Origin of the sequence: Methylomarinum sp. Ch1-1 (assembly GCF_030717995.2) — a bacterium.
Classification (GTDB): Bacteria; Pseudomonadota; Gammaproteobacteria; order Methylococcales; family Methylomonadaceae; genus Methylomarinum; species Methylomarinum roseum.
Genome location: NZ_CP157743.1, coordinates 2,590,392 through 2,604,482 on the forward strand (window position 1 = coordinate 2,590,392; position 14,091 = coordinate 2,604,482).

Below are 14,091 nucleotides of genomic sequence, written 5' to 3' on the forward strand. Positions count from 1 at the left end.
TCCTCGCCAAACACACCCCATGCCCTTTTCGAACTCTATATGGGAATTGTTGCGGTAGGTTCGAACATTTACTCGCATTGCGTGGCTAAATCTGTACCTACATTCACAATTGCCGACAGAATAATATTGACTATGTACTAGTGATAAAACATTGCGCTAGGCATCCATTCTAAGATCAAATCGTATCGCTGCCTTTCAGCGCATTGTAGATGGCGTCCATGTCCTGTTGGTCGGTGTCAAACGACAAATCGGCGACATCGCCGGCGCAATCGACGCAGATGCTGATCAGTCCGGCATGTTTGATGACCGGCAGCAGCACCGTGAGGTTTTGCTCTTGATTTTCCAGGACCGTGGTGGCGTGTCCGGTGTCGAACAGTTTTCGTTCCAGCTGATAGGCGCGTTCGGCGCTTTCGCTTCCGGTCAATGTGATGATCGCTGGTTTTTGGCCGAAACGTGCGGCGCGATCTTCAGCCGTCACTGGCGGCAGATCGGCGCTATCGGACGTGCCGCTGATCATGCCGGCGCCGACGGTGACGTTGGTCAGGCGATCTATGATGATGAAGGCGCCGGTGCCTTTGCTTTGTGTATAGGGGTCGAAAACGGCCGGCGCATTGACCGAAACGGTGCATGAGGCTATTTCATTTAGTTGCAATTCATCGGCGTCATGGTGTTCCAGTGTGTTGACATCGATGCGGTGATGGATCGTCGACACGGAGCCGGAGACGCTGCGGGTAGCCAGTTTGATCGTGTATTGACGGCCCGGTATCATGGCTTTTTCGGTCATCCAGACGATGTTGGCCTTGAATTTGTCGGCCACTATCGGCATGGACGAACTGCTGCCGACGATCGTATCGCCGCGGCTGATATCGATTTCATCTTCCAGCGTCAATGTGACCGCCATGCTTGCAAAAGCCTCTTCCAGTTCGCCTTCATAGGTGACGATGGATTTAATGCGGCTATGTTTGCCGGACGGCAAGGCTGTGATCGAGTCGCCTTTATGAAATACGCCGGAGGCGATGGTGCCGCAGAACCCGCGGAAATCGAGGTTTGGACGGTTCACGTATTGCACCGGAAAACGAGCGTCGCGGAAATTATGGTCGCTGGCGATTTCGATGGAGTTCAGCAATTCCATCAATGGCTTGCCGGAGAACCAAGGCATGTTCGGACTGGGATTGACGACGTTATCGCCGTCTAGCGCCGAAAGGGGGATGAAGTGAACGTCTTGTAAATTCAGCGTTTTCGTGAAGGCGAGATAATCGTCTCTAATCTCGTTGAACGTTTCTTCGTTGTATTCAACCAGATCCATTTTGTTGATCGCGACGATAATATGCTTGATGCCCAGCAACGAGGCGATGAAGCTGTGGCGTTTGGTTTGGGTTTGCACACCGAAACGGGCGTCGATCAAGATGACCGCCAGATCGCAGGTGGAGGCGCCGGTCGCCATGTTGCGGGTGTACTGTTCGTGTCCAGGCGTATCGGCGATGATGAATTTACGGGTCGACGTGGAAAAATAGCGATAGGCCACGTCGATGGTGATGCCTTGCTCGCGCTCCGCTTGCAGGCCGTCCACCAGCAACGCCAGATCAACGTTGCCGGCGCCGGTGGTGCCGGATTTGACGCTATCCGCCTGTACCGCCGCCAACTGGTCTTCATAAATCATCTTGGAATCATGGAGTAGGCGACCGATCAGGGTGCTTTTACCGTCGTCGACGTTGCCGCAGGTTAAAAAACGCAGCAGTTCCTTGCGTTCGTGTTGAGCCAGATAGGCGTTAATATCGGTACTGATTAAATCTGATTGATGGGACATGGAATTTTTCCTGAAAAATTAGGCAAAGGACGAAAGACTAAAGTCAAAGGCTTCTGGATTTTATGAGTGCAGATAGCATTTTTGAAAGCTGTTCCGCTTCATTTTTCCAATGCAAACCTTTTTCTTTTTCGATGTAACCAATTTCAATGCCTATATAAATCTGTGTTCGTAATTCGCCACATGAGCCTTTTGCGTAATAAAAGAATTTGTTACCGTCTTTATCCGTTTCCCGTTCAAAACCTTCGGCAATGTTGCAAGGAATGGATAAGCTGCTACGGGTTATTTGATCTTTAAAGCCATAATCTTTTAAGTTGCTAAACTCTTTAAAGATTTCAACGCAAAGCCTTGAAGATCGTTTCCAGACTTCTAGGTCCTCGAAGCGCATGTGCTTTTGTCTTGCGTCTTTTGGCTTTCGTATTAAAAGTATCCTTCCCGTTTCTTTTGTTCCATCGAGCCGGCTTGGTCAAAGTCGATCAGGCGGCCCTGGCGTTCGGAGGTCGTGGTTAACAGCATTTCCTGAATGATTTCCGGCAGTGTCGTGGCGGTCGATTCCACCGCTCCGGTCAGTGGGTAGCAGCCGAGGGTGCGAAAACGCACCATTTTCATTTCTATCTTATCGTCTGGACCGATCGGCATGCGGTCGTCATCGACCATGATCAACATGCCGTCTTTTTCGACGACTGGACGTTTCTTGGCGAAATACAGCGGTACGATAGGGATGTTTTCCAGATGAATATATTGCCAGACATCCAATTCGGTCCAGTTGGATAACGGGAATACGCGTATGCTTTCGCCTTTGTCGATTCTGCCGTTATAAATGTTCCAGAGTTCCGGGCGCTGATTTTTCGGATCCCAACCATGGTTTTTATCGCGAAATGAATAGACCCGCTCCTTGGCCCGCGATTTCTCCTCGTCGCGTCTTGCGCCGCCGAAGGCCGCGTCGAATTGGTATTTGTTCAGCGCTTGCTTCAAAGACTCGGTCTTCATCACGTCGGTATGTTTTTTACTGCCGTGAGTGAATGGGCCTATGCCTTGTTCGACGCCTTCCTGGTTGATATGAACCAACAGCTCGAGACCTAGGTCTTTCACCAGTTGATCGCGGAATTGGATCATTTCCTTGAATTTCCATGTGGTGTCGACATGCAATAAGGGAAAAGGAGGTTTGCCCGGGTGAAAGGCCTTCATTGCCAAATGCAGCATCACCGCGGAATCCTTGCCGATAGAATACAACATCACCGGCTTTTCGAATTCCGCCGCCACTTCACGAATTATATGAATACTTTCAGCTTCAAGTTGTTTCAGGTGAGTTAGTTTATAATCAGTCATTAATGTATCCAGTCCACTGCCAGCATTTAACAAAAAACTCCTTATTTTAAAGCGTATAGGGCTTGAAAGCCAGAAGCTTACGCAATTAATGACGTAACTATTCAGTATCTTTCAGGGTTTAGGGAGTAGGCCATTGATTTCTCGGGACGCGTTCACCCAGCACCTAAATAAACGAAGATTATAAATCATTGCCAATAGTCTATGGTATTTAGGTGCTGGGTGAATACTTCCATGGCAGCTAACGGCATCCTGCCTCACGCGGCACTTGCACTTCCCTGTGCGGCGGCCGCTAGCGATGTCCTATCTCACGCGGCACTTGCACTTCCCTGTGCGGCGTAAGCTCTGGCTGCAACGTCTGACCCCCAGGGAAGGTGGGAATGCCACACCGGTCGGGAACCGGTGAGGTAGACCGTCAGGGACGATGGAAATGCAGATTTTGCAGGTAGAAAATTGCTCCTGCATTTTCTACATTTCCGCCTTCCTTGGCGGTCAGAGCAAAAATTCTGCCTGTTGCAGATAGCCCGATAAATCAATAATCGACTCCCTCTGATAAAAATACGCTGAAATTACGATGAAACATGGATTAGAGGCGCTAAAACGTCAATGTAACAGCCGCCATCCGACCCATCAGGCCTTGGCGGCTGTGCTGATGCGGGATTTGCAGCATTGTCGGTGTTATATTTACGGCCAGCAAGCTGAAGAGCACGTTTTGTTGGCTGTACTGGGCTTACAGGCCGGCTCGCTGGACTATGAAAAATTCGATCAACGCATCGATTTTATGCTGGCGGGAGAAATTATCCGGGACGATTGTGTGCCGCTGACTTATCGCCTGCAAGGTGATTGCTTTTCGATCACCGGAAGATGTTCAATGTTGCCCCGGGTCTGTGGCGTCGATTGGTATATAGGGGGCGGTTATAGCGGTAAAGCAGGCGATCAGGCGCGGCTGAAGTTTAAGGTTTCTATTAAGGAGGTTTTAAGACAAAAGACAAAAGACTAAGGACAAAAGACTACCTGATTACCCATAAGTTTCCGCCAACTTTAAAGAATAATTATAGTCATCGCACTTCAAACTTCGTCACCTTGTACCTTCGCCCTCCGGGAGAAGGCTGGATGAGGGCATCAAAAGAACCGAAATTTGAAGTGCGAACAGTATATTAAGCGTACTTGCTAAGATAGGTGAAAAACGAGCATTCGGTAACTTGCTCTCCAAGACGCTGTTCACCCAGCACCTAAATAAAGGAAGATGATTTATCGCAGCCATTAGCCTATGGAATTTAGGTGCTGGGTAAATATATCCCTATAAGCTTGGGTTCGGCATCCATGCCTCACACACTTGCAGAGCAAGCCACCGAACACTCGCCAAGTAGCTGAGAGTTATAAGTAATCAAGAAAGACTAAGGACAAAAGATTCGTTAGAAGCTTGACAGTATACACAGACTCTCTATGCTTTTTCGCCTTTCGCCTTTCGCCTTTCGCCTTTCGCCTTTCGCCTTACTTATTCGCCCGATGATCGATGATTTCATCGACGACGGCGGGGTCGGCCAGCGTCGAGGTGTCGCCGAGATTATTCAATTCGTTAGCGGCCACTTTGCGTAGAATCCGGCGCATGATCTTGCCCGAGCGGGTTTTAGGCAAGCCCGGCGCCCATTGTATGATGTCGGGATGAGCGATCGGGCCGATTTCGTCCCTGACCAGCTGGATCAGTTCCTGACGCAGTTTCTCACTGGGTTCGACGCCGACATTCAGCGTGACATAGGCGTAGATGCCTTGGCCTTTGATGTTGTGTGGATAGCCGACTACGGCCGCTTCGGCGACATCGTCATGCAGCACCAGTGCGCTTTCCACTTCGGCGGTGCCCATGCGGTGACCGGAAACGTTGATTACATCGTCGACGCGACCGGTAATCCAGTAGTAACCGTCTTTATCCCGGCGGGCGCCATCGCCGGTGAAATAATAGCCGGGGAAGTTCTTGAAGTAGGTGTCGACGAAACGCTGATGATCGCCATAGACGCTGCGGGACTGCCCGGGCCATGGAAAGCTGATCACCAGTAGGCCTTCCGCTTCTCCGGTCAGCACGTTGCCTTCGTTATCGAGTATTTCCGGTTTCACGCCAAAAAACGGCAGTGTCGCGGAGCCCGGTTTCAGTCGGGTAGCGCCTGGCAATGGCGTGATCAGGATGCCGCCGGTTTCGGTTTGCCACCAGGTGTCGACAATCGGGCAGCGTTGGTTGCCGACAACCTGATAATACCATTCCCAGGCTTCCGGGTTGATCGGTTCGCCGACGCTGCCCAGCAGTTTCAGGCTACTGCGCTCGGTGCGTTCGACATAGTCGTCGCCCTGCGCCATTAATGAGCGGATTGCGGTCGGGGCGGTATAAAAAATATTGACCCGGTGTTTGTCGATCACTTGCCAGAAACGGTCGGCGGCCGGATAGGTCGGTACGCCTTCGAACATCAGCGTGGTCGCGCCGTTGCATAACGGGCCGTAGATGATATAGGAATGGCCGGTAACCCAGCCGATATCGGCGGTGCACCAGTAGATGTCGCCGTCATGATAGTCGAACACGTATTTATGCGTCATTGCGGTATAGAGCAGATAACCGCCGGTGGTGTGCTGGACGCCTTTCGGTTTGCCGGTCGAGCCTGAGGTGTACAGGATGAATAATGGATCTTCGGCATCCATCGCTTCCGGCGGGCAGTCGGCGGAAGCTTCCGCCATCGCTTCGTGATACCAGAGATCGCGGCCTTCGCTCCAGGGAATGTCGTTGCCGGTGTTTTCGATAACGATGATTTTGTGCAGATTCGGGCAGCTTGCCGCCGCTTTGTCGGCATGGATCTTGGAAGGCACCGTTTTGCCGCCGCGATAACCTTCGTCGGCGCAGATCAGGTATTGGCAGTCTGCGTCCAGGATACGGTCTTTCAAGGAGTCGGCCGAAAAGCCGCCGAACACGATCGAGTGTATCGCGCCGATACGCGTGCAGGCGAGGATGACGACGGCGGCCTCGGCCAGCATCGGTAGATAGATGCAGACCCTGTCGCCTTTTTTAACGCCTTGAGTCTTGAGAACGTTGGCGAATTTACAGACCTGTTCATGCAGCTGGCGATAGGTGATTTTCTTGTCTTGGCTGGGGTCGTCGCCTTCCCAGATGATTGCCACCTGGTCGCCTCGTTTTTCCAGGTGACGGTCCAGGCAATTGGCGCTGACATTCAGTTTGCCGCCGCTAAACCAGCTGATTTCGCCCTTAGGGTAATCGTAGTCCAGCACCTTGTCCCAGGGCTGTATCCAGTCCAGGAAATTTTCGGCCTGTTCGGCCCAGAAGGCTTCCGGGTCGGCGATCGATTGCCGATACAAAGCTTGATAGCTTTCAGCATTGATGTGCGCATGTGCGGCGTTTTCGGGGCTGACCTCATAAATCTTGTGTTCTGACATAAGTGATCCTTGCTTACAGTGTGGCTTTACATTAGTCAATTCCTCAATGAATTGCACGGACTTTTTTCAGGTTTTCCGGCTGCCAGTGGGCGATGGCCCAATCGAGGATTTCAGTGACGTTTGCTTTGCCCAGGCTTGCTGGCGGCTTTTGTTTCAGTAACTTCAGCAACAGAAACAGCGTGTGCGCCGGTCTTTGTGTGTCGACGGCTTGCGCGTGGGTCTGTTTGCTTAATTTGTGTCCCTGTTCGTCGACGATAATGGGGACATGCATATAACTTAGGCGCTGATAACCGAGTAAGCGTTGAATAAATATCTGCCGTGGCGTCGAGTCGAGCAGATCGTAGCCGCGCACGACATCGGTGATGTTTTGTTGGTGGTCATCGATGACAACCGCCAGTTGATAGGCGACAATCCGGTCTTTGCGTTGCACGATAAAGTCGCCCAGTTCGCGGCTTAGGTTTTGCTGTATAAAGCCTTGCAGGCGGTCCTGAAAAAATAGCATGAGGTCGTCGGTTTTAATGCGCAATGCAGCGGGTTGATTGGCATCGGGGGGGGTAACGCGACAAAAGCCTGGATAAATTGGATGCTGATTGTGGGTCGCCTCGGCCAGTGATTTGCGACTGCAGCTGCAGCGGTAGAGCCGTTGTTCTTCTAGCAAACGGTCGATGGCGTGGTGATAATCGGCCAGTTTTTCGCTTTGATAATCGATGGGGCCGTCCCAGTGCAGACCAAATATTTGCAGTTCGTTGATGATTTGTTCGGCGGCGCCGGGAACGTTGCGCGGGGTGTCGAGGTCGTCGATACGCAGTAGCCATAGACCGCGATGGCTACGCGCATCTAGATAGCTCGCCAGCGCGGTGTATAGCGAACCTAAGTGGAGCGGGCCGGTCGGCGAAGGCGCAAACCGGCCAATATAACGTTTGGAGCCGGAGCCGGACAGGATTAACCTACTTGTTTTTCTCTGATCTCATCGAGTGTTTTGCAGTCGATACATAAGGTGGCCGTCGGGCGAGCTTCTAGGCGGCGGATACCGATTTCAATGCCACAGGTCTCGCAGTAGCCGTAATCACCGGATTCGATGTCTTTTAAGGATTCATCGATTTTTTTAATCAGTTTGCGTTCTCTATCACGGGTTCTCAATTCCAAACTAAACTCAGATTCTTGAGTCGCGCGGTCATTGGGGTCCGGGAAGTTAGAGGCGTCATCCTGCATGTGATGTACGGTACGATCGACTTCCTCCATCAATTCGGCTTTCCAGCTTCTCAGAAGAGACTCAAAGTGTTTCAATTGATTCTCATTCATGTATTCTTCGCCTTCTTTTTCTTCGTAAGGCTTAAAACTGAAATGATTGTCATCAGTTTTAGGATCGGTCATCCGTTAACTCCTAGCAAATTTAAAAAAACTGCGCATTTTTATCAGAATAGCGCGGTCTTAGCAAGAATTTTGTTTAACCATGCTTGCAGGTGAATGAGTCGGCTATTTCTGTGTGCTTGCCGACAAGCTGATGATTTAACAAGCGGGTTAGTCAAATTTATATTGAATAGGTTCAATTTTGTTATCATTTCCCGGCCAAACAACAAGGAACAGCTAGTCATGAAATCGTTAATCGCCAACAGAATGCAGGGTATTTCGCCTTTCTATGTGATGGAATTGCTACAACGCGCCAAGCAGTTGGAGCAGCAGGGTAGAGATATCATCCATATGGAGATCGGCGAACCCGATTTCGCGACGCCGGATGCGGTGATTGGCGCCGCTCAGCAGTGTTTGCAAGAGGGGCAGGTTAAATACACTGCGGCGGCCGGCTTGCCGGCGTTGCGCGAAGCGATCGCCGGCTATTATAAGGATCATTATCAGGTCAACATCGCCAAGGAGCGGATTTTCGTCACGCCCGGGGCCTCCGGTGCTTTCTTGTTGGCGTTAGGCGTCAGTTTGAATGGCGGCGAGGAAATTCTAATGGCCGATCCCTGTTATCCGTGTAATGATAATTTCGTGCGTTTATTCGAGGGTAAAAGCCGTTTCGTCAATGTAACGGCCGAGAGTCGCTATCAATTGAATGCCGAGTTAATACGTCAGCATTGGCGGGAAAACTGCAAAGGCGCGGTGATCGCTTCGCCATCAAATCCTACCGGCACCGTGATTGAAGCCGGCGTATTAAAGGCCGCCATTGAGCAGACCCGAGCTTTGCAGGGCTGTTTTTATTCGGATGAAATCTATCATGGTTTGGTTTACGGGCAACCGTCCGCCAGTGCCTTGCAGTACAGCGATGAGGTATTTGTCATCAACAGTTTCTCCAAGTTTTTCGGCATGACCGGTTGGCGTATCGGTTGGTTGGTGGCGCCGGAAGCTTTTATCGACCCCGTCGAAAGGTTGGCGCAGAACCTTTTTATCGCTACTTCGACTCATTCCCAATATGCGGCGTTGGCGTCATTTTCACCGGAAAATACTCAAGAGCTGGAGCGCAGACGCAGGGAATTTGCCAAACGCCGAGATTTTCTCTATGAAAATCTGCTCAAACTGGGTTTTATCATTGATTGTAAGCCGGAAGGGGCGTTTTATATCTATGCTAACTGCAGTCGCTTTAGCGATGATAGTTTCCGGTTCGCCAAGGAGTTGTTGGAAAGCGAAGGAGTCGCAGTGACTCCGGGCAAGGATTTCGGTAAAAATAATGATAATTTTTATATTAGATTTGCATATACCGCTTCAATCGATAGAATGGCCGATGCTTTGAACCGACTGGAACGATTTTTATGCCGATAACGCAATTATCCGCCACGGAATTACGGGAAAAAATACGCAATAGCGATAATTTGCTATTACTTGATGTCAGGGAACCGCATGAATTCGATTATGCCCACATCGAAGGCAGCGAATTGATACCACTTGCTTTACTGCCGTTAAGGGTCGCCGAACTCGATGCCGATCGGGAAACCGTGTTGGTTTGCCATCATGGCGTGCGCAGCATGCAGGCCTCGAATTATTTACAAGGCCGCGGATTCGCTAAACTATATAATTTAACCGGTGGAATCGATGCATGGTCTGTTCAATGTGATGATTCTGTTCCCCGATATTGAGAATAATAAATACTAAAATCATGTTTTTAAAAAAGTTTTATTCAGTTAACGACGGCAATGTTGCCATTGATGCCGTCCAGGCCAGTCTGTTTGCCAAGGAAGTCGCAGGCGATTTCAATCCTTTGCATGATCCCGATTCGAGACGTTTTTGTGTGCCGGGGGACCTGCTGTTTTCTCTGGTGCTGGAAAAGTATGGCTTAAGCGAGAAAATGAATTTTACCTTTGCCGGCATGGTTGGCCATGGTGTGAAGTTGAATTTTCCCGATACCGATGCGCCGCAATTCGATGTCACCGATAATAACGACAAAACTTATTTGCAGGTTGAGCGGAGCGGGCCGGTCAGTCGCAATGAGGCGATGATCGAGGCGTTCGTGCGTGATTACGTGGCTTTCTCGGGGCAAAATTTTCCCTATGTATTGGTGCCTTTGCTGGAAAAGAAAAATGTCATGATCAATTTGGAGCGGCCCTTAGTGATTTATGACAGCATGACCATCGAATTCGAGCATCTTGATTTCGTTGAACCGCAATTGGAAATGTTGGAGCCGGAACTGGATGTCACCGGCAAGCGCGGTTCCGCTAGATTGTATTTTCAAATTAAGTCGGCCGGCGCAGTGGTCGGATGCGGTTATAAAAAATTGGCCATCAGTGGCTTGCGCGCATTTGAAGCGGAGCCGATGCAGCAGTTTGTCGATAACTATCTGGCTAGGAAAGAACAGTATTTGCAGAAAATCGTGGCTTGATGGCGTTTGTCTATCGCCCTCTTTGTCGTGTCGTGCTTGCGCATCCCGGGACGGCGCTTCGAGGTTAATGTCTAACCACTACCACGGAAGGGTGGCGGCAAGCTGCGTGATGGCCTGCCGCCTAAATCCTGAAAGACACTGAATAATGACTTATGATGTTTGTCCAACCTTGTTGGTCCGATTTCCCGGAAATTCCATTCCCTTCATGAAAGATCCGGCTTAGAGTTGCGGGGTAAAAGGTTCGACCGTCACGTATTCTCCTTCATCGACTCCATCACATTCGGCCGGCAGGACAATATAGCAATTGGCTTTGCTGAGCGCACTTAAATGATGAGAATCCTGTTGTCCGGCGATATCGACGATTAATTCGCCATTTTCCAATTGCTTTAGCAGTCCGCGTTGATATTCCTGTCGACCTGGAGTCTTGTTCAAATTAACTAGAGTTCTGGCTTTAATTTTCAGGTTCTGTTTCGGCGTTGTCCCGGATAATAGCTCAAGGGCGGGGCGCACTATTTTCTGGAATGTCGTGACAGCCGAAACCGGATTACCCGGTAGGCCGAAGAACTGACATGGCCCTATGTGGCCGAAGGTCAAGGGTTTGCCCGGCTTCATGGCAATCTTCCAAAAATTGACTTGACCGAGTTCGGCGAGAATTTCGTGAATATAATCCGCTTCTCCGACTGATGCGCCTCCGGTGGTGATGATGGCGTCATGACATCGCGAGGCGTTCTTCAGCGCTTGTTGCAAGCGTTGTTTATCGTCGGGGATGACGCCGAGGTCGGACACCGAAAAACGTTCATCTTTCAACAGACTGGTTATGGCATGGCGATTGCTGTCATAAATTTGTCCGGGCTGTAAGGGGTGGCCGACCGCAGTCAGTTCGTCGCCGGTGGAAAAAAAGGCGATGTTCAGGCGGCGTTTTGCGCTGATTTCGTAGATGCCTGCCGATGCCAGCAATGCGCAGTCGATGGCGGTGAGCGTTTTGGGGGCGGCCAATAAAAGACCGTGCTGTTTAATGTCGCTGCCCGCCTGGCGTATATTTTGCCGGGCCTGAGTATGCGGCGGAAAGGTGATGGTGTCGGCGTTCGAGCTCACCCGTTCTTGCATGATCACGCTATCGGCGTTTTTTGGCACCACGGCGCCGGTGAATATTCTGGCGCATTGACCTGGCTCCAACGCACCATCAAAGAGATGTCCGGCCCAGCATGTGCCGATGTTCCTTAGCGAGAAGGCTTGCCCGTCGACGATGTCGGCGCTGGAAAAGGCATAGCCGTCCATCGACGCGACACGCTCCGGCGGAATATCGATCGGCGCCGTGACGGGTAATGCCAAAACCCGGCCTAAGGCTTTGTTCAAGGGAAGTCTAACCTGGCCGCTTATCGAGGTGATTGTCTGTTCGATTAGCGCAAGGGCGCGTTCTATCGTCAGTAGGCCGGTTGTGTCGAGGTCGCAAAGGTCTTTCATCATTGATTTGGCAGGAATTGATGGATAATAAAGTCGGCTATCATTGCGATATTGTTTAAATCCAGCCGGCTTAGATGCGCCGGCGTATTCAGTTTTCGGTCCGAGGCGATGGCAATGATGCTGGGATCGTCCGGATAAATAAGCGGCTTGTTCAGGATCGGTCGATGCAGCTCAATTTTGGGAAATCGTTCGGTTCTGAAGCCTTCCACCAGGATCAGGTCTAATGAGGCTTGATCGAGCACGGCCAATTGCTCGTCCAATATGGGGTCGATGGGGTCGGGAAATTCGCTAATGATGGCGCGGCGATGGGGTGAAACGAGCATCACAGTATCGGCGCCGGCGGCTCTGAGACGAAAACTGTCTTTGCCGGGTTTGTCTATTTCAAAATTATGGTGACTGTGTTTAATGACGCCTAATCTTAACCCGGCTTTTTTTAACAAGGGAATCAGCTGGGTGAGTAATGTGGTCTTGCCGGTGCCGCTGAACGCGGCAAAGCCCAGTATCGGAACGCTAGCGTGTCGCATGTAAGACTTTTGCTGTAATCAAATAAAGGCTTATTTTAAGGTATTATTCGGTTTTCGTCCGTAAACTAAGGAAATACTGCAGGGCTACAAGTAAGTTAAACGTTTGGGGCGGGTTAAATAACCCGCCCCGCGTGCACGGCCAATTTTGCCCTGGTGGCGGTTTTTGGCGGTTTGCTTCGCGAAGCCGCCCTACGTTGGCGGATCCGCTGCGCTTGATCCGCCCTACCGGTACCGGTAGGGTGTGCTGACGATAGGAAGCGCACCGTTTTTGATGCGCTTCACGCCGTTCAGCACAACTACAAAGGTAAAGTGACGTAGGAGCGTCGCCCTTGGCGCGAAAAGCAAGTAGTCCGCATAACTTTTCTAGGGCATGCTATGAACATTCAGCAATGTCACAGGGTTGCCGCCTGCCCTGATGTTCGATAGGAAGTTATTGATTATGCAACAGAAGTAACAGTAGGAGAGGTCCATTGATTCGGGTTTATTTGCTAGTCATTGTGCTGGTATTGGCTTTTTTATTGCTGCGCTGGTTTTTAAAGACGCCGCCGGCTGTAGTTGCCGGCTATTTTAGAAGAACCGGCATCGTGATTATCGCCGTTATATTGGTTTTATTGGCCGCGATGGGCAAGTTGAACTGGTTGATTGCAGTGGCAGGGGTGGCGTTTGCGTCGATAGCCAGGATGCTGCCGGTTTTGCTGCGTTATGCGCCGTATTTGCAGCGTTTTTGGGTGATGTTCAATACGGCAAAAAACCAATCCTCCAAACAGAATCAGCATGTCGCTTCTGGCAAGATGAGCAAGGCGCAAGCCTATGATGTTCTGGGGCTAAAACCGGGAGCCACGGAGCAGGAAATTATCCAAGCGCATCGCAAACTGATGCAAAAAATTCATCCCGATCGTGGCGGATCCGATTATCTGGCTGCGCAAATCAATCAGGCAAAAAAAATCTTATTAGACTGATTAATGAATCGTTGCAGAGTTAGAACGATAAGTTTGATTGTCACGGTGCTGCTGTTGGCCGGCTGCGCCGGCGCTGGCAATTATGCGCCGGTTAGAAGCTATTATCGGGATATTCCCAAGGCGCAAAAATATTATACCGTTAAAAAGGGCGATACTTTGTATGCGATCGGTTTTCGTTCCGGACATGGTTATCGCCGCCTAGCGGCATGGAATAAACTTTCTCCGCCCTACCGGATTTTTGTCGGGCAAAAAATAAAATTATTTAAATCCAAACAAAAACTTAGAACCTCGAAAAAAAAACCTTCAGTTAATAGGGGAGTCGCAAAAACGAGAAATACATCACAAAAAAACCTAAGGATTTCAAACGATAAGAAAAAAGTGTTAAAGTTGTACTGGCAGTGGCCGATTCAGGGGAAAATCTTAAAAAGTTTTTCTCAAACTGGAAATAAAGGGATTGATATAGGCGGGAAGCTGGGGCAGTCGGTCAAAGCGGCTGCCGGCGGCAAGGTAGTTTATAGCGGGCACGGTTTGGTTGGATACGGGAACTTGTTAATTATCAAACACAGTTCACTTTATTTGAGCGCCTATGGCCATAACCGTCGCTTGTTAGTCAAGGAAGGGCAAGTGGTGAAAAAGGGACAGACCATTGCAGAAGTTGGCAAAGCGGGGGGCTCGCAAACTTCATTACATTTTGAAATAAGAAGAAAAGGGAAGCCGGTAAATCCAATGCGGTATTTACCCAAAAAGTGATGTTACGACCGTGGCGATAAG

Annotated in this window: 14 protein-coding genes; 6 read left to right on the top strand and 8 right to left on the bottom strand. The window is 50.2% G+C overall.

The window, feature by feature from the left end:
• Positions 1-175: 175 nt before the first annotated feature.
• Genes cysN through cysD form a run of 3 tightly spaced genes read right to left on the bottom strand, consistent with a single transcriptional unit; the run spans position 176 to position 3,133 of the window.
• On the bottom strand, positions 176-1,807 hold the full coding sequence (cysN, locus tag Q9L42_RS11985) for a sulfate adenylyltransferase subunit CysN (RefSeq protein ID WP_305908166.1): 1,632 nt from the start codon (positions 1,805-1,807) through the stop codon (positions 176-178).
• A gap of 43 nt (positions 1,808-1,850) precedes the next feature.
• Positions 1,851-2,192, bottom strand: coding sequence for a four helix bundle protein (locus Q9L42_RS11990; protein ID WP_305908165.1), 342 nt, complete (start codon positions 2,190-2,192; stop codon positions 1,851-1,853).
• Positions 2,193-2,224: 32 nt separating this feature from the next.
• On the bottom strand, positions 2,225-3,133 hold the full coding sequence (cysD, locus tag Q9L42_RS11995) for a sulfate adenylyltransferase subunit CysD (RefSeq protein ID WP_305908164.1): 909 nt from the start codon (positions 3,131-3,133) through the stop codon (positions 2,225-2,227).
• Between the two features lie 571 nt (positions 3,134-3,704).
• On the opposite strand from cysD, the gene Q9L42_RS12000 reads away from it, so the two are divergent.
• Positions 3,705-4,130, top strand: a complete 426-nt coding sequence (locus tag Q9L42_RS12000) for a hypothetical protein (protein WP_305908163.1) — start codon at positions 3,705-3,707, stop codon at positions 4,128-4,130.
• 494 nt (positions 4,131-4,624) lie between these two features.
• Here the strand turns inward: Q9L42_RS12000 and acs are convergent, their stop codons facing one another.
• From acs to dksA, 3 genes are read right to left on the bottom strand one after another with little or no spacing between them, the layout of a single operon-like run.
• Entirely contained in the window at positions 4,625-6,562 is a 1,938-nt protein-coding gene (gene acs / locus Q9L42_RS12005; RefSeq protein WP_349431125.1) for an acetate--CoA ligase, read from the bottom strand.
• Between the two features lie 43 nt (positions 6,563-6,605).
• Entirely contained in the window at positions 6,606-7,505 is a 900-nt protein-coding gene (gene gluQRS, locus Q9L42_RS12010; RefSeq protein WP_349432754.1) for a tRNA glutamyl-Q(34) synthetase GluQRS, read from the bottom strand.
• Positions 7,505-7,936, bottom strand: coding sequence for an RNA polymerase-binding protein DksA (dksA, locus tag Q9L42_RS12015; protein WP_305908162.1), 432 nt, complete (start codon positions 7,934-7,936; stop codon positions 7,505-7,507). The genes gluQRS and dksA overlap by 1 nt, the downstream gene beginning before the upstream one ends.
• Positions 7,937-8,155: 219 nt before the next feature.
• Here dksA and Q9L42_RS12020 point away from each other — a divergent pair, with 219 nt between their 5' ends.
• Genes Q9L42_RS12020 through Q9L42_RS12030 form a run of 3 tightly spaced genes read left to right on the top strand, consistent with a single transcriptional unit; the run spans position 8,156 to position 10,373 of the window.
• Positions 8,156-9,319 carry a pyridoxal phosphate-dependent aminotransferase gene (locus Q9L42_RS12020; RefSeq protein WP_305908161.1) on the top strand — a complete coding sequence of 388 codons (1,164 nt, stop codon included), beginning with the start codon at positions 8,156-8,158 and terminating at the stop codon, positions 9,317-9,319.
• Positions 9,310-9,633 carry a rhodanese-like domain-containing protein gene (locus Q9L42_RS12025; protein ID WP_305908160.1) on the top strand — a complete coding sequence of 108 codons (324 nt, stop codon included), beginning with the start codon at positions 9,310-9,312 and terminating at the stop codon, positions 9,631-9,633. Before Q9L42_RS12020 ends, Q9L42_RS12025 begins: the two co-directional genes overlap by 10 nt.
• Positions 9,634-9,653: 20 nt before the next feature.
• Positions 9,654-10,373, top strand: coding sequence for a DUF3581 domain-containing protein (locus tag Q9L42_RS12030; RefSeq protein WP_305908159.1), 720 nt, complete (start codon positions 9,654-9,656; stop codon positions 10,371-10,373).
• A 219-nt stretch (positions 10,374-10,592) separates the two neighbouring features.
• Here the strand turns inward: Q9L42_RS12030 and moeA are convergent, their stop codons facing one another.
• Together moeA and mobB are read right to left on the bottom strand one after the other, a co-directional pair.
• Positions 10,593-11,840 carry a molybdopterin molybdotransferase MoeA gene (gene moeA / locus Q9L42_RS12035; protein WP_349431126.1) on the bottom strand — a complete coding sequence of 416 codons (1,248 nt, stop codon included), beginning with the start codon at positions 11,838-11,840 and terminating at the stop codon, positions 10,593-10,595.
• The gene (gene mobB / locus Q9L42_RS12040; RefSeq protein ID WP_305908158.1) at positions 11,837-12,361 is read right to left on the bottom strand and encodes a molybdopterin-guanine dinucleotide biosynthesis protein B; all 525 of its coding nucleotides are present in this window, start codon (positions 12,359-12,361) and stop codon (positions 11,837-11,839) included. The genes moeA and mobB overlap by 4 nt, the downstream gene beginning before the upstream one ends.
• Before the next feature lie 470 nt (positions 12,362-12,831).
• Between mobB and Q9L42_RS12045 the strand changes: the two genes are divergently transcribed.
• Together Q9L42_RS12045 and Q9L42_RS12050 are read left to right on the top strand one after the other, a co-directional pair.
• The gene (locus tag Q9L42_RS12045) at positions 12,832-13,320 is read left to right on the top strand and encodes a DnaJ domain-containing protein (protein ID WP_349431127.1); all 489 of its coding nucleotides are present in this window, start codon (positions 12,832-12,834) and stop codon (positions 13,318-13,320) included.
• A 33-nt stretch (positions 13,321-13,353) separates the two neighbouring features.
• Entirely contained in the window at positions 13,354-14,070 is a 717-nt protein-coding gene (locus tag Q9L42_RS12050; RefSeq protein WP_349431128.1) for a peptidoglycan DD-metalloendopeptidase family protein, read from the top strand.
• The last annotated feature ends 21 nt before the right edge of the window (positions 14,071-14,091 follow it).